This is a genomic window from Tenacibaculum insulae, assembly GCF_964512435.1.
Lineage (GTDB): Bacteria > Bacteroidota > Bacteroidia > Flavobacteriales > Flavobacteriaceae > Polaribacter > Polaribacter insulae_A.
Genome location: NZ_OZ208512.1, coordinates 992,340 through 1,014,415, shown reverse-complemented (window position 1 = coordinate 1,014,415; position 22,076 = coordinate 992,340). Strand labels below are relative to the sequence as shown.

19 protein-coding genes are annotated in these 22,076 nt (G+C 30.3%); 9 read left to right on the top strand and 10 right to left on the bottom strand.

All coding sequences use genetic code 11. From position 1 onward, the window contains the following. Positions 1 to 16: 16 nt before the first annotated feature. The 3 genes from ACN5J5_RS04665 to ACN5J5_RS04655 form a co-directional block, all read right to left on the bottom strand. Entirely contained in the window at positions 17 to 565 is a 549-nt protein-coding gene (locus ACN5J5_RS04665) for a carboxymuconolactone decarboxylase family protein (RefSeq protein WP_418646147.1), read from the bottom strand. A gap of 67 nt (positions 566 to 632) precedes the next feature. Then, complete coding sequence (locus ACN5J5_RS04660; protein WP_418646146.1) at positions 633 to 1,196, bottom strand: TetR/AcrR family transcriptional regulator; 564 nt, start codon at positions 1,194 to 1,196, stop codon at positions 633 to 635. Positions 1,197 to 1,364: 168 nt separating this feature from the next. After that, positions 1,365 to 1,955: a carboxymuconolactone decarboxylase family protein gene (locus ACN5J5_RS04655; RefSeq protein ID WP_418646145.1), complete on the bottom strand. Its 591-nt coding sequence runs from the start codon at positions 1,953 to 1,955 to the stop codon at positions 1,365 to 1,367. A 113-nt stretch (positions 1,956 to 2,068) separates the two neighbouring features. Here ACN5J5_RS04655 and ACN5J5_RS04650 point away from each other — a divergent pair, with 113 nt between their 5' ends. From ACN5J5_RS04650 to ACN5J5_RS04640, 3 genes are all read left to right on the top strand, one after another. After that, complete coding sequence (locus ACN5J5_RS04650) at positions 2,069 to 2,494, top strand: OsmC family protein (protein WP_418646144.1); 426 nt, start codon at positions 2,069 to 2,071, stop codon at positions 2,492 to 2,494. Between the two features lie 110 nt (positions 2,495 to 2,604). Beyond that, complete coding sequence (gene recJ, locus ACN5J5_RS04645; RefSeq protein WP_418646143.1) at positions 2,605 to 4,290, top strand: single-stranded-DNA-specific exonuclease RecJ; 1,686 nt, start codon at positions 2,605 to 2,607, stop codon at positions 4,288 to 4,290. A gap of 56 nt (positions 4,291 to 4,346) precedes the next feature. Continuing rightward, positions 4,347 to 4,691, top strand: a complete 345-nt coding sequence (locus ACN5J5_RS04640) for a hypothetical protein (RefSeq protein WP_418646142.1) — start codon at positions 4,347 to 4,349, stop codon at positions 4,689 to 4,691. 25 nt (positions 4,692 to 4,716) lie between these two features. On the opposite strand, the gene ACN5J5_RS04635 is transcribed toward ACN5J5_RS04640, so the two are convergent. Continuing rightward, on the bottom strand, positions 4,717 to 5,766 hold the full coding sequence (locus ACN5J5_RS04635) for an endonuclease/exonuclease/phosphatase family protein (RefSeq protein ID WP_418646141.1): 1,050 nt from the start codon (positions 5,764 to 5,766) through the stop codon (positions 4,717 to 4,719). 123 nt (positions 5,767 to 5,889) lie between these two features. Between ACN5J5_RS04635 and ACN5J5_RS04630 the strand changes: the two genes are divergently transcribed. From ACN5J5_RS04630 to ACN5J5_RS04620, 3 genes are all read left to right on the top strand, one after another. Next, complete coding sequence (locus tag ACN5J5_RS04630; RefSeq protein ID WP_418646140.1) at positions 5,890 to 8,673, top strand: carboxypeptidase-like regulatory domain-containing protein; 2,784 nt, start codon at positions 5,890 to 5,892, stop codon at positions 8,671 to 8,673. Between the two features lie 20 nt (positions 8,674 to 8,693). After that, positions 8,694 to 10,640 carry a DUF5689 domain-containing protein gene (locus ACN5J5_RS04625; protein WP_418646139.1) on the top strand — a complete coding sequence of 649 codons (1,947 nt, stop codon included), beginning with the start codon at positions 8,694 to 8,696 and terminating at the stop codon, positions 10,638 to 10,640. A gap of 92 nt (positions 10,641 to 10,732) precedes the next feature. Next, on the top strand, positions 10,733 to 11,314 hold the full coding sequence (locus ACN5J5_RS04620) for an acyltransferase (RefSeq protein WP_418646138.1): 582 nt from the start codon (positions 10,733 to 10,735) through the stop codon (positions 11,312 to 11,314). Positions 11,315 to 11,426: 112 nt separating this feature from the next. On the opposite strand, the gene ACN5J5_RS04615 is transcribed toward ACN5J5_RS04620, so the two are convergent. Genes ACN5J5_RS04615 through ACN5J5_RS04590 form a run of 6 tightly spaced genes read right to left on the bottom strand, consistent with a single transcriptional unit; the run spans position 11,427 to position 18,770 of the window. Next, a complete protein-coding gene (locus ACN5J5_RS04615) occupies positions 11,427 to 12,809 on the bottom strand; it encodes a mannosyltransferase (protein WP_418646137.1) in 1,383 nt (460 codons plus the stop codon). Beyond that, entirely contained in the window at positions 12,810 to 14,300 is a 1,491-nt protein-coding gene (locus ACN5J5_RS04610; protein ID WP_418646136.1) for a cellulose synthase family protein, read from the bottom strand. Further along, positions 14,300 to 14,992, bottom strand: a complete 693-nt coding sequence (locus ACN5J5_RS04605; protein ID WP_418646135.1) for a glycosyltransferase family 2 protein — start codon at positions 14,990 to 14,992, stop codon at positions 14,300 to 14,302. Before ACN5J5_RS04605 ends, ACN5J5_RS04610 begins: the two co-directional genes overlap by 1 nt. Then, entirely contained in the window at positions 14,993 to 15,829 is an 837-nt protein-coding gene (locus ACN5J5_RS04600; RefSeq protein WP_418646134.1) for a toxin-antitoxin system YwqK family antitoxin, read from the bottom strand. After that, complete coding sequence (locus tag ACN5J5_RS04595; RefSeq protein WP_418646133.1) at positions 15,819 to 17,423, bottom strand: 4Fe-4S binding protein; 1,605 nt, start codon at positions 17,421 to 17,423, stop codon at positions 15,819 to 15,821. The genes ACN5J5_RS04600 and ACN5J5_RS04595 overlap by 11 nt, the downstream gene beginning before the upstream one ends. A 3-nt stretch (positions 17,424 to 17,426) precedes the next feature. Continuing rightward, positions 17,427 to 18,770 (bottom strand): NAD(P)/FAD-dependent oxidoreductase, encoded by a 1,344-nt coding sequence (locus ACN5J5_RS04590; RefSeq protein ID WP_418646132.1) that lies wholly within the window; start codon positions 18,768 to 18,770, stop codon positions 17,427 to 17,429. 141 nt (positions 18,771 to 18,911) lie between these two features. On the opposite strand from ACN5J5_RS04590, the gene ACN5J5_RS04585 reads away from it, so the two are divergent. Genes ACN5J5_RS04585 through ACN5J5_RS04575 form a run of 3 tightly spaced genes read left to right on the top strand, consistent with a single transcriptional unit; the run spans position 18,912 to position 22,076 of the window. Next, positions 18,912 to 19,808, top strand: coding sequence for a hypothetical protein (locus tag ACN5J5_RS04585; protein WP_418646131.1), 897 nt, complete (start codon positions 18,912 to 18,914; stop codon positions 19,806 to 19,808). A 20-nt stretch (positions 19,809 to 19,828) separates the two neighbouring features. Beyond that, a complete protein-coding gene (locus tag ACN5J5_RS04580; protein ID WP_418646130.1) occupies positions 19,829 to 20,824 on the top strand; it encodes a glycoside hydrolase family 113 in 996 nt (331 codons plus the stop codon). After that, on the top strand, positions 20,814 to 22,076 hold the full coding sequence (locus ACN5J5_RS04575) for an outer membrane protein assembly factor (protein ID WP_418646129.1): 1,263 nt from the start codon (positions 20,814 to 20,816) through the stop codon (positions 22,074 to 22,076). Before ACN5J5_RS04580 ends, ACN5J5_RS04575 begins: the two co-directional genes overlap by 11 nt.

Below are 22,076 nucleotides of genomic sequence, written 5' to 3'. Positions count from 1 at the left end.
GTTTAATATTTATCAATTATTTTGACCAAGCAAATTTTTGAAAAGCGGTGTCTACTGGGGTATTAGCAATATGATTTACATAGTTACTTATTGTTTTTTGAGATAAACCTAAGATAATTTCTAATACCTGAGCCTCTGTATAGCCATTTGCGTAAAAAGCTTCTAAATCATTTTGAGTAATATTTCCACGGTTTCTTACTATAGATAAAGTCAAGGTACGCAAAGCTTCTAATTTAGGGTTTTCTAAACGAGTTTTATTACGTAAAGCTTCGGTAATTGTATCATCAACTTTCATCATTTTTGCAATTCCTGTATGTGCAGGTACGCAGTAATGGCAAGCGTGCTCTACATTAATTGTTTGCCAAACTACCGTTAATTCTTCTTCATTAAAAGAGGTTTCTGTGAACAGTTGATGTAATGTTTGGTAGGCTTCTAAAATTTTTGGTGCTCCAGCCAATACGCCGTGTAAACCAGGAATCATTCCGTAGGCTTTTTGTGAGTTTTCTAATAGTAGTTTGCTACCTTCTGGAGCTGTTTCTGAGTTGTGAATTTTTAAAGTTGTCATAATATTTGTTTTATAATTAATATTTAAATAACTAAACAGTCGTTTAGTTTTGATGTAAAAAAAATGCTTATAAGTTTATGAAAGTCATTTCTATATAGTCGTTAATTTCTTGTTGGTTGTTTACTCGAGCAGCAGCAGCTAAACCATGCTTTGCCAATAGTAAGTAGTTTGCTTGTTTTAAAATGGTTTCTTCATTTTTAGTGTTATTGGTTTTTAATTTATCAATAATAACAGATTTCAAATTGTTCATAAAAGCATTCATTTCATCTTTTATAATTTTGTCTTCACTTTCACAAAATTCATTGTAGGTGTTGGTTATTAAACAGCCTTTATGATTTCCTTCCTTATAATGTACGTCAACAGAATCGATAAAAAATTGCTTAATACCATCTATACCATTAGTTGATTTTTCAAATTTTTTAAAAATAGCACTTACTTTTTGTTTGTAACATTTTAGACTTTCTAAAAATAGTCCGTGTTTATTACCAAAGCTCGCATAGATAGAAAACTTGTTAATTCCCATTTCTTTTTCAAGCATTTGCATTGAAGTAGCTTCGTAACCATTTCGCCAAAAAAGATTCATAGCTTTTTCTACCACTTCCTCTTCGTTATATTTCTTTTTACGTGCCATAGTGTTTAATTACAGTACAAATCTAAACAATCGGTTAGTAATAAAAAAATATTTAACTTTTATTTATTAAAAAAATAAGTTTTTGTCTAATAATATGCTGGCTATTAAAATTAAAAAAGGTGGTAAAAACGTAATCTCACCACCTCTTTTACTACTTGTTTTTAGAGCTTATATATGTTTTCCTTTTTCCCATCCATGTTTACCTAAATATTGATTTCCGCTCTCTACGGCACCATTTTCAATTGAAGTTCCCATAGAATCATTCCATCTATTTAAATATCCGAAGAGAGAAATAACACCTAACATTTCTACAATTTCTCCTTCATCCCAATATTTATACAACTCGGTTTTTATTTTATCATCTACCATATTTGGAACTAAAGAAGCAGCCAACGAAAAATCTAACGCAGCACGCTCAGCATCCGAAAAAGCAGCATGCGTTTTATATTCCCAAATATTATCTAATTGTTCTTGTTCTGCGCCATAACGCTCGGCAGCTCTAATAGCGTGCGCCTGACAATATCTACAACCTGTTGCGTTACTCGATACCCAAGCAATCATTCTTTTTAAAGCAGATGTTACTTTTCCCTCATTCGCCATCACTGCTTTATTTAAGTTGATAAAAGCTTTTGAAATGGCAGGTCTGCGTTGCATTGTTAAAACCGAATTGGGACAAAATCCAAGTGTTTCATTAAAAAATTCGGCTAATTCTTTTGTTTCTTTATCGTGTTCTGCAGATAATGGTGTTACTAATGGCATATGTTGTGTTTGTTTTTTGATGATTTTACTATAAGTTTATACAAAGATTAAGTAAGAATAATTTACACTTCCTTAAATTTGCTTATGCAAGAAACAAAAAAATAATTAAAATTATGGCATCACATACTGTTACAACCGTTTGGAAAGAAAATATGCAATTTGAAACCGACAATCCAAGTGGACATAAAATTTTTATAGATGTAGGTGAAGAAAATGGTGGTAAAGGAGATGGATTAAGACCTAAAGCAATGATGTTATCTGCCTTAGCAGGATGCTCTGGTGTTGACGTTATTCCGTTATTAGAAAAAATGCGTGTTGCTATTACTGATTTTAAAATTGAAATTATAGGAGAATTAACCGAAGAACATCCTAGATATTACCATAAAGTCTTTGTTGATTATCACTTTTACGGTACCAATTTAAACGAAGCTAAAATTAACAAAGCAGTACAATTATCAGTAGATAAATACTGTGGTGTAATGGAAATGTTTAGACGATTTGCTGAAGTAAAAACTACCAATCATTTTCATAATCAATAAACACTCGCATTAATTCATAACTTTTACGTCATTCTAAATTTATTTCAGAATCACACATAATAAACAGCTTAGGGTTGCCTCACATAACCCTTTCGTTTTAAATTAAAAATATGCGTTGGACTTTAAAACAAGAACCTGATTTGGTTAAAGTAAATCAATTAGCTAAAGAATTATCAATTGATAAAACTTTAGCTAAAATTTTAGTGCAACGCAATATTGATACTTTTGATAAAGCAAAACAATTTTTTCGTCCTTCGTTAAGCGATTTACACAATCCTTTTTTAATGAAGGATATGCAAATTGCTGTAGATCGAATTGAAAAAGCAATTGCGAATAACGAAAATATTTTAGTTTTTGGCGATTATGATGTCGATGGTACCACGGCAGTTTCTTTAATGTCATCCTATTTAAAAACCATTCACCCAAATATTGCAACTTATATTCCTGATAGATATGCCGAAGGTTACGGAGTTTCATATATGGGAATTGATTTTGCACAAGACAATGATTTCTCATTAATCATCGCTTTAGATTGCGGAATAAAAGCCATCGATAAAGTTGCGTATGCATCACAAAAAAACATCGATTTTATTATTTGCGATCACCACAAACCAGGGGCTGAAATTCCGAAAGCTGTCGCAGTTTTAAATCCAAAGCAAGTAGATTGCAACTATCCGTATGACGAATTATGTGGTTGCGGAGTTGGTTTTAAATTGATCCAGGCATTAGCCTCTAATAGAAATCAAACGATTAATGATTTAGTTGGATATTTAGATTTGGTTGCCACTGCAATTGCAGCCGATATTGTACCAATGACAGGCGAAAACCGAACGTTGGCTTATTGGGGTTTGCAAGTAATTAATTCGCAACCCAGAAACGGAATTAAAGCGATCATTCATCAATTAGATAAAAAAGAATTGACGATTACCGATGTTGTTTTTATTATCGCTCCGCGGATAAATGCTGCCGGAAGGATGAAACACGGTAATCATGCGGTAGAATTGTTAACCGAAATGGATTTTGATGCGGCTGTAGATTTTGCTTCGTCTATTGAAAAATATAATTCAGACAGAAAAGATCTTGATAAAAAAATTACCCAAGAAGCCTTGCTTCAAATTGAAGAAAACGACGAAAAAGAAAAATTCACTTCTGTTGTTTTTGATAAAAATTGGCACAAAGGAGTTATTGGTATTGTAGCGTCTCGTTTAATAGAAACCTATTACCGACCAACGTTAGTTTTTACCAAAAGTGGCGATAAATTAGCAGCTTCTGCACGATCGGTAAAAGGATTTGATGTGTATAATGCCTTAGAGCAATGTGCCGAATTTATTGAGCAATTTGGAGGACATAAATACGCTGCAGGTTTAACTTTATTACCAGAACAGTACGAAAATTTTAAGAAAAAGTTTGAAGAAGTGGTTGCTGCAACTATTGATAAAAATTTACTAACTCCTGAAATTAGTATTGATGCTGAATTAGATTTATCAGAAATTTCTCCTAAATTCTATAGAATTTTACAGCAAATGGCGCCTTTTGGGCCACAAAATATGAAACCAACTTTTTCAACTCAATCAGTAAGAGATAACGGCTACGGAAAACAGGTTGGAGCTGATAAAACACACTTAAAACTAAACATTATTTACGGTTCAGATAAGAGAACTTATAATGCTATCGGATTTAATTTAGGAAAAAAATTACCTTCAATTCAAAATGAATTTGATATTGCCTATAGTCTTGACGAAAATACTTGGCGAGGAAATACTTCTATTCAATTACTTTTAAAAGATTTAAAATAATTTATTTAGAATAATTCTAAATAAATTATATATTTGTTTCCGTAATAAAATTATTTATGGAAGAAATTATTAAAATATACGATAATAAAATTGGTATTTCATTTCATTGGAAAGACAGAGGTATTAATTTAATTCAATTAATATTTTGCGATACGGGTTTTCATTTAACTGAAAATGAAATTGAAACTTTTTTAGAAAAAGTAATCGACTCTAAAAATCAAAAAAACTGCGCCACTTGTGTAAAAGGAGAAAATTGTAAATCTATTTTATTACAAACTCCGTCAGAAAAAGTAAGTATGGCTGTTTCGCAAATAGAACTCGCACAAATAGACGATTTATTAAAAGGAACCTTGTTTCAAATAAAAATGAATAATTACTTAGTAAATTTATGTAAAAACTAAAAGGGTTTGTATTTCATAAACTCTTTTAGTTTTCTTTTATCAAATACATGTAAACCGGATAATGGTCGCTGTATCCACCAGTGTATTTTCCGTAAGAAAAACTTCTAAAAGGATACCCTTTGTAACGTCCTTTTTTTTCTGTTAAAAAGCGTTTATTAAAAATTGCCGATTTAAACATTTTGTAGCTATAAAAATCTTTTTCATCTTTATTTAGCAGCGGAAAACTTATAATTATTTGGTCAAACAAATTAATATTATCTCGATAACCTAAAGTATTAAATCCGCGGCGAAACATGTTTTCATACGGGTTATAAAGATCGTTTTTTGTTACATTTTTCTTTTTTGATTTTGTTTTTAAAACAGTTTTAAAGCTAGTGTTTATAGGATCATCATTAAAATCGCCCATAATTAATAACTTCGGATTTGGGTCATTTTCTTTAATTTTTTCAATAATTTTAGTAACCTTATAAGCCGCTTTTTCACGTAACGGCCTACTTTTAGCTTCCCCACCTCTACGAGACGGCCAATGGTTTATTAATAAATGAATTAACTCATCGTCTAAATACCCAGAAACCCACAAAATATCACGTGTATATATTTTTTTGTTTTCACTATAAATATTTGGATTAAAAGCTTGGAAATGGATTGGTTTAAAATATCTTTTTTGATAGAGCAATGCTACGTCAATTCCTCTCCAGTCAGGAGAATCAAAATGAATAATTCCGTAATTTTTCTTTTTTAATTTTTCAGAGTTTACTAAATCCTCTAAAACTTTTTTATTTTCAATTTCGGCTACGCCTAAAATAGCAGGACTTGTATTCGCTTTTTCGGCACCTAACTGTAGTATTACACTGCCTAGTTTATCAATTTTATTCCAATAAATTTTTTGTTTATCACCCTTAATTTTCATGATAGGACTCGCTTCATCATTTTTTTCAGGATCATTAATCGTATCAAAAAGATTTTCGAGATTATAAAAAGCTACCGTTCTTATTTTATATTTTTTTTGAGCTTGTAAAGGCGATAAAATTACAGAGATAAACAACGTAATTATAAGTATTGTTACTTTTTTCATTTTCATCATTTTTTTTAAAAATAGTAAATTAAACTGTAACAATCTTGTTTTTAATGTGTTGCAATTTTTTATTCAGACAATTTTTCATTATTTTCACTGTGCTATTTAAAAATAAAATTGTTTATGAAGAAAAAGAAAATAACATTGTTATTACTATTTTTTGCTGCCCTAAATTTAAGTGCTCAAAATATAGTAAAGGGAATCGTAATTAATGGCGATTCAGAAAAACCACTTCAAAATGTACTTATAAGTGTAAAAAAAACGAACAACAATAGTTTAACGGATGCTCATGGTTTTTTTACATTAAATAATATATCCGAAGGAAAACAAGTTGTTGTTGTATTTTTAAAAGGATATGAAACTCAAAACTTTCCAGTTCAATTATCAGGTAAAATATTAGATTTAGGTACTATTTTAATGTATAAAAATAGTACTGAAGCTGAAGATTTAAGCACCATTATAATTACAGATGATGAATTAAATGACGATTCGAGCTCTGCTGATAATATTTCGGGTTTATTACAAGCATCAAAAGACACTTATTTACGTACTGCTGCTTTTGATTGGAGTTCCTCTTTTTACCGAATTAAAGGGTTAGATTCTGAAAACGGAAAGGTTTTAATTAACGGAATTGAAATGAATAAGTTGTATAACGGTCGACCCCAGTGGAGTAATTGGGGTGGATTAAATGATGCGTTGAGAAATCAAGAATTTAGCAATGGTTTAGCACCATCTAATCACAATTTTGGAGGCGTTTTAGGTACAACCAATATAAGTACTCGAGCATCAGAATATAGTGAAGGCGGAAGATTTTCGTATGCTTCAGCAAACAGAAGTTATACGCATCGTTTAATGGCAATGTATGCTTCTGGGTTATTAAAAAGTGGGTGGGCAATAACAGCTTCTGGTAGTAAAAGATATGCCGAAGAAGGTTTTACAGAAGGTACATTGTACAATGCCTTTTCTATGTTTATTTCTGTAGAAAAGCAATTAAATGAAAATCATAGTTTAAACTTTACGGCAATTCAAGCTCAAAATAACAGAGGTAAATCAGCAGCGAATGTGCAAGAAGTGTATGATATAAAAGGAATTAAATACAATCCGCATTGGGGAAATCAGAAAGGAAAAACCAGAAATTCACGTATAAAAAGAGTAGAAGAACCTATTTTAATGCTACATCATTATTGGAATATTGGTACTAAAACTACTGTAAATACAGGTGTTTCTTATCAGTTTGGTGAAATAGGAAATAGCCGTTTAGATTTTAATGGTGGTAACGATCCGAGTCCTACTTATTACAGAAAATTGCCGAATTATTATTTAAACGATCCTGATGGAGCCGATTATGCGGATGCATACAAAGCATTAGAAAATTTTAAAAACGACGGACAAATAAACTGGGAAGATTTATATATAGCAAATGAATATAGTGGCGATAATGCGAGATTTGCTTTATATGAAGATCGTAACGATGATAAACAATTAACGATAAATACAATTGTAAATACTGAAATTTCAGATAATATTTCGTTAAATGGTAATTTAGAATATAGAAATTTAGATTCTGAAAATTTTGCGCAAGTGTTAGATTTATTTGGCGCTACAGGATATTTAGACATCAATAAATTTGGAGATATTACAAAGGATGATTATCAAAGTGATTTGTTACATCCGAATAGAATTGCTAAAGAAGGAGATCGGTTTAAATACAATTATAAAATAGCTTCTAAAGTTTATGGCGGATTTGCACAATTACAATTCAAATACAATAAAGTAGATTTTTACATTGCAGGTTCGGCACACAAAACAACACACCAAAGAGAAGGTTTGTATCAAAACGGAATTTTTCCTGGAGATGCTACAGATGTATCTATTCCTACTTCTTTTGGAAAGTCTAAAAAATTGGATTTTTTTGGATTTGGAGCCAAAGGAGGATTTACCTACAAAATTTCGGGGCGCCATTTATTAGATTTTAACGGAGGTTATATTAGCAAAGCGCCATCTATTCGAAATTCTTTTGCAAACTCAAGATCTAACAACTTAACTGTTGCCGATGTTAGTGGTTTAAATAACGAAAAAATTAAATCTTTTGATGCAAGCTATATTTTAAGAACGCCCTTTGTAACCGCAAAACTAACAGGATATTACACAAAAATTGAAGATGCTACAGATATTGCTTTTTATTTTACAGGCAGCGAAAATCTTTTTATTCAAGAAATTGTAACTAATATAGATAAACAACATTTTGGAGCTGAATTAGGTATAGAAGCACAAGTATTATCAACCTTTAAGTTAAAAGCAGCCGCAAATTTTGGGCAATACACTTATAGTAATAATCCGAATGTAGCATTGGCATCCGAAATTAGTACAGATTCTGATTTGGCAGGTTTTGATAAAAGAGGAATTAAAGATTATGGTACCGCAAGTTTAAAAGACTACAAGGTAGCTTCTGGACCACAAAAAGCCTATTCTTTTGGTTTTGAATATAGAGATCCTGCATATTGGTTTGTAGCCCTAACAGGTAATTTTTTAGAGGAAGCTTACGTAGACCCATCACCTATAAAAAGAACAACTTCTTTTATTTCTGATGATGGACAACCGTTTCCAAATTTTGATCCTTTAGTAGCAAAACAATTATTATTACAAGAAAAATTTGACAGTTATTTTACCTTAAACGCTATCGGAGGCAAAACATGGAAAGTAGGCAAAAATAAATATGTAGGTTTTTTTGCAAGCTTTAGCAACATACTTAATAAAGAATATAAAACAGGAGGATACGAGCAAGGAAGAACAGCAAATTACGAATTAGAAAAAGCAGATCAAGAAAATGGAACTCCAAATTTTGGAAGTAAATATTGGTATGGTAGAGGAGCTACATACTTTTTAAATATAAATTACAGATTTTAAAAAAAGCTAAAACAAAAAAGATGAAAACTAAAAATATAATTAAATACGTAGCAATACTTATGATTGTTTTTTCTTCTTGTGTAGAAGATGGAGATTTTGAAATTCCAACATTAGGCGATGATAAAGAATATGCTAATTTAAAATCATTAAGTGAAATAGCAACGCTGTATCAAAGTGGTATTGTAGATTTTGAAGAAGAAATTACCACTTATGGTTATGTAATTTCTGATGATAGAGATGGTAATTTTTTCGGAGCCATTACAATTCAAGATAAACCAGAAAATCCAACAATAGGTTTTCAAGTAAGAATAAGTGGTAACAATTTAAGTGCTCGTTATAATGTTGGTAGAAAAATATATATAAAATTAAAAGGTTTGGCTTTAAGTAAATACCACGAAACTTTTCAGATAGGAGTTAGAAATGGTTATATTGTAGATAGAATGAGCGAACATGAGTATGTTAAATTTATAGACAGATCATCTGAGGTGGCCACTTTAATTCCGACCGAATTAAAAATTAATGAAATAACAGACGATCATGTTAATATGCTGATAAAAATTAACAATTTACAATCAGAAATTAAAGGATTAACCTTTGCTAATCCTACTAATAATGATAACATCAACAGAAATCTTATAAGCTGTGACTCTTTTGATAAAATTATTTTAAGAACTAGCGGATATTCAACATTTAAATCCGTTCCTATTCCTGATAAAAAAGGAAGTATAACTGCTGTTTTAGGTAAGTTTGAAAACGATTATCAGTTATTAATTAGAAATACAGATGATGTTGATTTAACTCAAGAATATGGATGTTATAATAATCCTACACAAACTTCTTTAGCAGCGGTGAAAAATTTATTTTCTGGTTCAGAAACTAGAATTACCGAAAGTTTAAAAATAAAAGTGGTAGTTACATCAAGTTTAATTAAAGGTAATATTTCTAACAAAAATGCTTTTGTTCAAGATGCTTCTGCGGCAATTGCATTAAATTTTAGCGATACGTACAACTTAAATTTAGGAGATGAAATAGAAATTGCAGTTGGCGGATTGTTATTAAGTAAATACAACGGTTTGTTGCGATTAAATTTAGCTACTTCAGATATTTTAAGCACAACATCGGGTACGTTACCTACACCAGAAATAATAACTTTTACGCAAGCATTAACAGGAGATTATGAAAGTAAATTAGTTAAAATTAATGATGTGCAGTTTAAAGATATAGCTAAAACCTATGCAGGTAATAATGTTTTAACTTCAGATTGTACTGATGCGTTAAAACTAGTTTCGGTAAAAACAGATGCTGCTTTTGCGAACAATCAAGTAAGTGATAAAAAAGGAACGATAACGGGAATCTTAACACAATCTAACGGAGTTGAATTGTACATTAGAGATGAAAATGATGTTGATTTTACGGCAACTTATGATTGTGTTCCGTCTGGAACTAGTAATGATTTATTTTTTTCGGAATATGTAGAAGGTAGCAGTAGTAATAAATATATTGAAATTTACAATACTACAGGAGCCGATGTAGATTTATCAACGTATAGCTTAGAATTATACGGTAATGGTTCGCCAACAGCTACCAGAAATTTAGATTTAAGTAGTTTAGCAACTACAACTTTAGCAAATAATGAGGTTTTAGTATTATATAATTCTAGAGCAGATACTGCTATTATAAACGAAGGAGATTATTCGTCTTCAATCCCTTTTTTTAATGGTGATGATGCCGTTGCGCTGTTAAAAAACGGAGTTGTAATAGATGTTGTAGGTAAAATTGGAGAAGATCCAGGAGCGGGATGGGAAGTGGCAGGTGAAACCGATGCAACTAAAGACCATACATTAATTAGAAAATCAACAATAATAACAGGAAATACTGATTGGGCAATAAGCGCAGGAACTGATGCTTCTAATTCGGAATGGGAGGTAAAAGCTAAAGATGATTTTTCATCCGTAGGAAAAAGATAACAAAATAAGACTTTAGAAAACACACACAACCTCTTAGAATTGTATTTCTAAGAGGTTTTTGTTTATGGTATTTAATGAATACTTTTGTTATTATGAATACAACAAAACCTTTTTTCGCACACGAAACAGCTGTAATAGATGATAATTGTATTATTGGAGCTGATACTAAAATTTGGCACTTTAGCCATATCATGCCTAACTGTAAAATAGGTGTTGGTTGTAATATTGGTCAAAACGTGGTGGTTTCGCCTAAAGTAACTTTAGGTAATAATGTAAAGGTTCAAAACAATGTATCTATTTATACAGGTGTTATTTGCGAAGATGATGTTTTTTTAGGCCCATCAATGGTATTTACTAACGTAATAAACCCTAGAAGCGCCATTAAAAGACAAGATCAATATTTACAAACGGTTGTTAAAAAAGGAGCAAGCATTGGTGCAAATGCAACTATTGTTTGTGGTAATGATATTGGCGAATATGCATTTGTTGGTGCAGGAGCCGTAGTAACAAAAGAAGTATTGCCTTATGCATTAGTGGTTGGAAACCCATCTAAACAAATTGGTTGGATTAGTGAGTTCGGACATCGATTAGAGTTTAATGAAAATGGAGAAGCAATTTGTGAGGAAAGCAAAGAAAAATATAAATTAAAAAACAATAAAGTATTAAAGGTGTGAAATAAATGTTAATTTTTAAAAAGTATTTGTTTAATACCTAACTCTTTTTTATATTTGAATAGTGGTTGCAAGACCACTTTCTTTTTCATAGCAATTTTTCCCACTTAATTTTTTAAGTGGGTTTTTTTATGAACATTTCCCAAGTTAAAAAGCTATAAACAATTAAATATTCTACAAAAACAACCCATAAATTTTCTTTCCAGGGTTGATTAGCATAAGCTTGATAACTTAAAATGATAACAACACTCCAAATTAAAGGAAAACGATATTTGGTAAATACTGATAAAATTAAAAGCGTTGCAATATACCAAGGATGCATGGTAGTTGAGGTAAAATAATAGAAGGATAAACCAAGCAACATTGCTGTTATTAATTGAATGGTTGATTTATTGTTTCTAAAAAAAGTGATAAATATTAAAAATAAAATGGTTAAAACAGGGGCAATTTTACCAATAATTGCGATTTCGTTATAACCTCTAAATAAATAACCAATTTCTCTAAAAACATAATAAAAACTAGCGTTAAATTCAAAATTACGAAACCATAATCCGACAGAGTTAGTGTAGTTTGTAATTAATTGAGATGCATAAAACGGAATAAATAAGAGTATTGAAGCGACAATAATTATAGTGTAAAAACTCAACAATTTTAAAAATTCTTTAGGTTGAAATTTAAAACCAATCCACTTAATTATGTTCGAGTTTTTAGTTTGTAAAGGTTTAATAAATGATTGAAAAAATAAGGGTAAAAATAAAAGCGGAATTAATTTTACAGATACCGAACAGGCTAATAAAAGAGCCGAAAGAATCCATTTTTGCTGCTGTAACTTATACAAACTCCAAACTAAAAAAAAGAGCATTACGGGTTCAAAATGTAAGTTTCCCGTCATTTCAATGATTATAAACGGATTTAAAGCGTATAAAAAGATATTGTAAACTGATAAACGAAGTTTTTCTAATAATAATTTACCGAAATAAAGTATTCCAATATCTGCTAAAATTATAATAACTCGCATTACAATTACACTGCCTAAAATACTTTTGTTTGCAAAAATGGCTGCAATTAAAAAACAAAATTGATTTATAGGTGGATAATTGGTATAGTGACTTCCGTTCATGGCTCCCATGCCCGCATATAATTCCGTAGCTTGAGAAATTGGATAATTTTGATGCTCAATAAATGTTTTTGGCAATGATAAATAGGGATTAAGTCCTTCTAAAATCATCCTTCCGTCCCAAATAAATCGATAAAAATCTTGCGATAAATTGGGTATTGAAAAAAGAAAAATGAGTTTTAAAAAAATAGAAAGTCCTACTAAGGTATTAAAAGAAAAGGTATTACTTTTTAATAGCCAATAAAAGCATCCGAAGAGAGTAATCCACAGAAAAAATAGTAATTCAAACTGTGTGCGTTCTAAAAAATATCCGAAGAAAAAATATAAAATAACGCTTAGTAATACAGCGAAAATTCCATTATTTTTTTTCAAAAATTCCATTTATGCTTTAGAAAAAAGTGATTTAAAAAAAACGTATCCAAAACCAATGAATAACATTAAATGAAAAGGAAACAGTCCAAAATCGCCTCCTTGATTGCCAACAATAAATGCGCTGTACATACCAAAAGCAAAATATAAAGCTAAAAATCCTTCAATAATAACGTGTAAAGAAACGTTTTTACTAATGTATTTGTTGTTTTTCCAGCCGTCTTTAATACTCTTAATATTAAATTTTGGTGTACGAACAAACTCGCTTTTTTTACCAAAATGACCTTCTAAAACAGCAATTGTATTGTGTAAAGAAAAACCTAAAACAATGGTGAAAAATGTAAAAAATGCGCCAATATATTTAATAAAATTTTTAAAACCTTTACCGTAAATATTTTTATACATAAACCAGTAACAAGTAAAGAAAATGATTGAGCTTAAAACAAAGAAACTCATCACGTAAAAAAAGGGCTTTAAATGTGCATATTCATTTTTTATATACAACATAGGAATACTTAAAACAGCCACTAAAAAAATACAAGTAAACATAGAGCTGTTTAGCAAATGCAATAACCCATGAATTTTTGTTTTTACTGATACGTTTTTGTTAAGAATAATGCGTTTTGTCATTTTCTGAAAATTCTCTGCACCACCTTTATTCCAACGAAATTGCTGCGATCTAGCCGCGCTAATAATAACGGGTAATTCAGCCGGAGTTTCTACGTGTTCTAAATATTTGAATTTCCAATTTTTTAGCTGAGCTCTGTAACTTAAATCAATATCTTCGGTTAGAGTGTCTCCTTCCCAATTCCCCGCATCTAAAATGCATTCTTTACGCCATGCACCTGCGGTTCCATTAAAATTAATAAAATGCCCTTTACTATTTCGTCCTACTTGCTCTAAAGTAAAATGTGCATCTAAAGCAAAAGCTTGAATTTTAGTTAAAGTAGAATAGTTTCTGTTGATATGCCCCCAACGAGTTTGCACCACTCCAATTTTTGGGTTTTTAAAATACGGAATCGTTTTTTCTAACCAATCTTCTTGCGGTAAAAAATCGGCATCAAAAATAACAATAAACTCTCCTTTTGCAATTGCTAAACCTTCTTTTAAGGCACCTGCTTTAAATCCTTGTCGATTTTCTCTTCGGATGTGAACAATGTCTAATCCTGTTTTTTTTAACTCAGCAATATGTTTTTCGGTTGATATTACCGATTCGTCTGTAGAATCATCTAAAACCTGAATTTCTAATTTATCAGCAGGATATTTAATTTTTGCAATGTTGGTTAATAAACGTTCCATCACATATAATTCGTTAAAAACTGGCAATTGTATGGTTACCAACGGAACTTCTTCTGGCTTAGAAAAATCGAATTTAGCATCGTTATCTGTTTTATTTTGCGCCTTTAAATAATTAAACAATAAGTTTAATTGTGCCAAAGCATACATAAAAATTAGTAGCAACGAAATAGCATAAATTACTATTATTATATATTCTACAACCATTATTTAAAACTGTATTTAAATATCCAACTTAAAATTTTAACGCCAGCAAAGATACTACCTTTTACGGTTCCTGAAACTTTCGAAACTCCAATTCTGTTTCTATATTTCATAGGTATTTCGGTATATGTAAATTTTTGTTTTAAGGCTTTTAATTGCATTTCAACGGTCCATCCATAAGTTTTATCTTCCATGTTAAGAGCAAGTAATTTGTTGTATTTAATTGCTCTAAATGGGCCTAAATCGGTAAATTTTGCACCAAAAAATAATTTCATTAAAAAAGTAGCCAACCAATTACCAAATATTTGTTGCGGTGTCATAGCTCCTTGTTCGCGTAGTTTTTTTACACGAGCACCAATTACAAAATCTATATTGTCGTTTATAATTGGGGCAACTAATTCGGTAAGTTGCTCAGGATAATCAGAATAATCACCATCTAAAAAAACAATAATATCTGGCTTGTTTTTTTGATTAGTGATATATTCCATCCCTTTTAAACAAGCGTATCCGTAGCCTTTTTTAGATTCTTGTAAAACTGTTGCACCAGCATTTTTTGCGTTTACTTCGGTAGCGTCTGTAGAATTGTTGCTAATTACAATTATTTCATCAACAATTGATGGAATGTCGTTAATTACAAGCCCAATAGAATCTTGTTCGTTATAGGCAGGAATAATAACTTTTATTGATTGCTTCATTTATCTTAAATCGAACAGTTTATTTTCTTTTTTAAAAGATTTTAAATCTGTCCATTCTTTTATTTTTTCTCCTTGTTGATATTTTTCAGCTTTCACCAATTTTTGATGATTGTAACGTAAACAATATCCGTTTTTGTGATTGTTTTTTAATTGACATTTATGGTTTACAAAACCGTTGGCATCATAAAACAACCACCAGTTACTTTTTTTACCATTTACAAAATGACCTTCTTTTTCTAATTGTCCATTTTCACGGTAAAAATACCAATATTTTACAGAGAGATTCTGTTTAAAGTGACCTTCTTTGTAAATTTTTGTATTATCAAAATAAAATCTCCAATATTGTGTTTTTTGTCCGTTTACAAAATGTCCTTCGCTTTCTTTTTGTCCATTTTTATGATAGGTAATCCAATAGCCAATAGGTTTATCATTTTTATACTCTTCTTTAAATTTTAACTGTTTATTGTTATAAAAACTTTCCCAAAAATTAGTTTTTAGATTGTTTTTAAACCAGCCTTTATCAGAAATTTCTTTGTTATTATGATAAAAGTACCAATATCCATTTTTTAGATTGTTAGTGTAATTTCCTTCGGATATTTTACTGCCAGTATTATTATAGGTTTTCCAAAATCCTGTTTTTAAATTTTTGATAAAAAAACCTTCGCTTTTAACCGTTCCATTTTGATGATAAAAATACCAGTAATCGGTCTTTTTTTCGTTTAAAATCCAACCTTCTTCTTTTAGCTTTCCGTTCTTAAAATATTCTTTTTGATATGTTTTTTGTGAAAAACCAATGGATGAAATAGAAAAAAAGAATAAAAACAGTTTATTTTTCATTTACCAACGTCATTAAGTCAACATCGTTACCTAATAATATTTCTGTCGGATTTATTCGTCCTTCTTCTGGTCCATTTTCTAATTTTAAAACCCCACGTGGGCAAACTGCTGAACAAACTCCGCAACCTACACAACTAGAGCGCACAATATTTTCTCCCTTTTGGGCATAAGCTCTTACATCAATTCCTTGCTCGCAATATGTTGAACAGTTACCGCATGAAATACATTGCCCTCCGTTTGTGGTAATTCTAAAACGAGATTTAAAACGTTGTACAAATCCCATATAAGCTGCTAATGGACAACCAAAACGACACCAAACTCGGTTACCTAAAATAGGGTAAAATCCGGTTCCGATAACTCCAGAAAAGATAGATCCTATTAAAAATCCGTAGCTAGTTTGTACATCGTAGGCAGAAATACCAAAAGCAAGTTCTTTCCAGCTTTCTATTTCAGCAAAATAAGTGTAAAGCGTTAAGGCGGTCATTGCTAAAGCAAAAACTAATACAGTGTGAATTAAATAGCGTTCAACTTTCCAAGAAAATAATGATTTACTAGATAGTTGTCTGTACGGATCACCTAGTGTTTCTGCCAATCCACCGCAACCACAAACCCAAGAGCAATACCATCTTTTTCCGTAAAAATATACCATTACAGGTACGATAACTAAGGTTAGTAAAATACCCCAAACCAACATAAATATTCCCATGTTTCCACTTTCTAATAAATTATTGATATTCCAATCGAAAAAGAAAGAATAATTTAACGGAAAAGCATTTTTAAAATCGAACCAAGGTTTGTTAAATGCCACTAATATTTCAGGAATTAAAAAAGCAAAAGCTATTTGAAAAAATAATACCACTGCTGTTCTTAGTATTTGATAATTATTATGACGATATTTAATAAACATTCTAATTGCAAAAACGCTCATTACCGCACAATACATAAATCCGTATAAAAACCACTGACTAGCAGGATTACCACTTAGCATTTTACTAATAGGATTGGTTGCCAAAATAGGATTTACTAAATAATTTGGAAAGAAATATAAAAACATATAAAAACCAACAAAAAATACAAAAGCTAAAATTCCTAAATAACCTCTGTTAGTTGCCGAATGCTGAAAAATACCGTTATTTTTAATTCCCGCAGGACCTAATAATTTATAATCAGTAGCAAATGCAATGCTTCCTCCAAGAATGGCTAAGCCAAAGGTTAAAAAGAAAAATAATCCTTGATTTTCTTTTACCCACCCATTTGCAGATGCTCTTACTAGCGGATACACAAAATCTTTAGAGGTTTTGTTCCATTTTAACCAAATAATTTTATCCCAAGAAATTTCTTTTTGAGATTTATAATATTCGTTTGATACTTTAGCTATTTCAATTATTTTGTTTGATAATGCGTAGGCACTTAATTCTTTATTTACTATTTCTGATTGTGCTTTTTTAATAAAAAACTCACTTTTTACTTTTTGTTTAGCCCAAGAATCAAAGGTTTCTTGCGAAACTTTATTTGTACCTGTAAATATGCTTGCGGTAAAAATTGCAAAACCAATAAAGCATAGTATTAATCCGATGTTTTTAACTGTTTTCATATATTATGCTTTACTAAAAATTCGTTTCCAACTTTTCTTTTTTAGTTGAATGTTGGTGTTATTTTCTTTATTAAACTTGGTAATAATTTCTGGCTCATGAAGTTTAAAAAATTCAGGATCAAAATTAGCATCCGCTAAATGTTCAAGTACGTATTCTACTGATTTTTTATCGGTTAAAATTTTGTCAAAAAATTCGTGACGCATTCTAATTCCGAAATTATTTATTCCGATAAACTCTCGTGTTTTTTTATCATAATTTATATGAATACATTTTTTACCACTTTCGTGTTCCCAATAAAACCGAGCTTCATTTTCTTTAGGTTGCGCCCAAACCCAACCATAAGTTTGGTATTCAATATCTATAAATTTTGCGGAGTTAAACCAATGTCCAGGTTTGTATGCGGTACGATTACCACAAATAGTTTGCGCAACGGTTTCGCCCATCATCCTTCCTGTGTACCAAACAGCTTCAATTGGTCTGCGTTGATCAATAGCTTCGTGTTGCTCAGCACAATCGCCAATCGCATAAATATTTTTGCTATTTGTTTCTAAAAAACGATTTACTTTTATACCTCTTCCTATTTCAATATCAGAAGATTTTAAAAAATCGATATTTGGTGTAACACCAGCGGTTAAACCAACAACATTACATGCAATTTCTTCGCCAGTTTCAGCAATTATAACAGATTTTACTTGTCCGTTTTCATCCGATTTAATTTCTTTTAAATTAACTCCCAAACGTAAATCAATATGATTATCTAAAATTTCTTTATTAATCATTGCCGATTCTTCTGCAGGTAATACTCCGTTCCAAAAACTCTTTTCGCGCACTAAAAAAGTAACAGGAATATTTCTGCTATGTAACATTTCTGCAAGCTCAATACCTATTAATCCGCCGCCAACAATTACAGCTCTTTTACATGTTTTATTATCGGGAGCGTATTTTTCTAATTTCTCTAAATCTTGTTTATGGTACATTCCCATAACGCCATTTAAATCTTGACCAGGCCATCCAAATTTATTAGGTTTAGATCCAGTTGCAATAATTAATTTATCATAATTAAAAATTTCTCCATTTTTAAATTCTAATTGTTTATTAGCAGAATTTATATTGGTAACAAGTCCTTTTTTAAGCTCGATACGGTTTTTTTTCCAAAACCAAGATTCGTAAGGTTGCGTATGCTGGAATGTTAGATGTCCCATATACACATACATCAAAGCTGTTCTAGAAAAGAAATATGCTGTTTCTGAAGATATGATCGTGATTTTTTTGTCTGATAATTTTCTTATGTGTCTCGCGGCTGTAATCCCCGAAATTCCATTACCAATAATAACAACGTGTTCCATAAAAGTTGATTTGCAATTAGGTCGTTGCTAAAGTTAATAACTTAATGAAGTAAATAAATTTAGAATGATTTTAAATAAGATGATTCTGTAAGCTGTTTAAGTTTTAATCGTCCGAATATGAAATTATAAAAGAATTTAAATATGAAAATTAAATATAAAAAAACAGCAATAGTAGTTACATTATTAATTGGTTTACAGGGGTTTTCTCAAGAAAATGAAGTAGTAAAAGAAGAAGAGAATGTTGCACAAAGTAATATACAAACTTATACCCCATCAAAATTATTAAATAAAGGGCAGTGGGATATTAAGTTTTTTAATAGTATTTATACTCAAACTAAAAAAACAGATTCAGGAAGTAAGTCAACAACTATACCTAGAGAAAACTTTTTTACTTCAACAGCTGAGGTTTTTACAGGTATTTCTGATAATAATAGAATTAATGTAGGTGCAATTTTAGAATTTCGTTCGAATACTTTTGGCGGCAGGCAGGCATTATCTGTTTTTAGTTTAGAAAACACTACTACAGATAGAAAAGGCTTAACCACTATTGCACCAGCAATTAAATTTCAACCGCTTAAAAATGTAGCTAACTTTTCTGTACAATCAGCAATTCATATTCCGTTACATAGTGAAGAAGTAGATGCTAATGGTGCTTTTTTAGATCAAACAGCTTGGGCTTTTCAAAATAGATTTTTTTATGATTACACTTTAAAAAACGGTAAGTGGCAAGTTTTTACAGAACTAAATACTGAATATAATTTTGGCGATGAGGATAGCTTTGCTGATAACACTTTTGTAATAGCTCCCGGAGCTTTTTTAAGTTATTTTCCAAGTAATAAATCTACTATACTAGGTTTTGTACAACATAATCAACGATTTGGTGATTTTAAGCAAAACGGAACATCTGCTGGTTTTGGTGGTAAATATCAACTATCAAAAATGTTAAATATTGAAGCTTTGTATAGTAATATTTTTAGAGGAGAAAATTTTCAGGGATTAGGAAGTACTTACAGTATTGGTTTACGTGCATTATTTTAAAAAACAGTAATTTAGGAGTTATGAAAATAGATAAACTCCTTATAATTTGCCTTTTTTGCTGGTCTTGTAAAAGCCAAACTAAAAAAATAAACGGAATTAGTTTTGTGGCTTCGTCAGAAAAAATAACCCAACAACATATTTCCCCTTTGCAAAAGGTATCTGCCAATTATGTTGCGTTGATGCCTTTTGGTTTTATAAAAGATGTAAGTTCTCCAAAAATAATATATAATACAGAAAGACAGTGGTTTGGTGAAACTGAAAAAGGAATTCTTCAATACGGAAAAGAGTTTGCTAAAAATAATATTCAATTGATGATAAAACCACAAATTTGGGTTTGGAGAGGCGAGTTTACTGGAAATATAAAAATGGAATCTGAAGAGAATTGGGAAATACTTGAAAACTCATATTCAAAATTTATTTTAACCTATGCAAAAACTGCACAAGAGTTAAAAGCAACAGTTTTTTGCATTGGTACCGAATTAGAAAAATTTGTAATAAACAGACCAGAATTTTGGCAAAAATTAATAAAAGAAATTAGAAAAATTTATAAAGGAAAACTAACCTATGCTGCTAATTGGGATGAATATAATAGCGTTTCTTTTTGGACAGAGCTAGATTATATAGGTATTGATGCTTATTTTCCTTTAACGGATAAAAAGTCACCAACTATTAAAGAGTTTGAAAACGGATGGCTACCTCATAAAAAAGAGATTAATAAGGTAAGAAAGGAAGTAAATAAACCTGTTTTATTTACAGAATTTGGTTATAGAAGTATTGATTTTACGGGAAAAAAACCTTGGAAATCAGATAGGGTTATTGGTAAAATAAATCTTCGAAATCAAAAAAACGGAATGCAAGCAATTTATAATCAATTTTGGAAAGAAGATTGGTTTGTTGGTGGATTTTTATGGAAATGGTTTCATAAACATAACGAAGTTGGAGGAGAAAAGAATAATAGATTTACACCTCAAAATAAACCCACAGAAAAGTTAATTCAAAAATTATATGCGCAGTAAAATAATAGTTTTTTTAATTATATGTAGTAGCTTTAGTTTGTTTTCTCAAGAAAACACAATTCTTGATGTGAAAATTAAAGGGTTAAAAAAAACAAAAATAGCATTGATAAAAAAAGTTATAGAAACTAAAAAAAACACTTCTTTAGATTCTGCTTTGTTAAATAAAGATATGGTGCGGTTAAAACGATTACCTGCAATTTCTCATGCGTATTTTCAAGTATTTCATTCGCATCAAAATAATTACAATGTTTTTATTAACGTTGTAGAAAATCATACTTTAATTCCTGAATTTAATCTTTGGACCACTACTAACGAGAAAACAGCTTATAAAATAGGACTTTCGGATTATAATTTTTTAGGACAAAATATTACTCTGGGTGCTTTTTATCAAAATAACGGATTCGATTCGTATGGTATTAATTTTAAGGCACCAACATTGTTTTCTAGTAAATGGGGTTTGGCTTTAAATCATCAAAAATGGACAAGTGAAGAACCTTTATATTTTGATGAGAAAACCGCCAATTATAAATATCAAAATACCTCATACGAAGCACTTGCTTTGCATCAAATAAATTTTAAAAACAATCTTCACTTCGGATTAAATTATTTTAAAGAAAAATACGATTATCTAACAGGAAGCACAGATCCTACTATTCCATTAAAGCTAGATGTAAATAAATGGTTGTTTAAAACTGTTTATACATATGTTAATTTAAATTATTATTACCAATATATAAATGGATTTAAAAGTCAATTTTACGGGCAATATGTAATTTCTGAAAACGAACATCAAGATAATTTTTTAATTTTTTGGAATGATTTATTTTACTACAAAAGGGTAGGTAAAAAAGGAAATTGGGCAAATCGTTTGCGCATAGGTTTATCATCTAACATAAAAAGTCCGTTTGCACCTTTTGCGTTAGATAATAATGTGAATTTGCGTGGTGTTGGAATTTTAGTTGATAGAGGTACAGGTAGTATTGTTTGGAACACTGAATATAGGCATACTTTGTATGAAAATAACTGGTTGGCAATACAAGGAAATACATTTATTGATGCTGGAACTTGGAGAAATCCCGGAGGAAAATTGAGCGATTTTGTTAAAGAAAAAAATATGCAAGCATACTCTGGAGTTGGATTGCGATTTATCAATAAAAAAATATTTAATGCAATTTTTAGAATTGATTATGGCTATGGTTTAACCAAAAATGCCTCAAAAGGATTTGTTTTCGGGATCGGGCAATATTTTTAG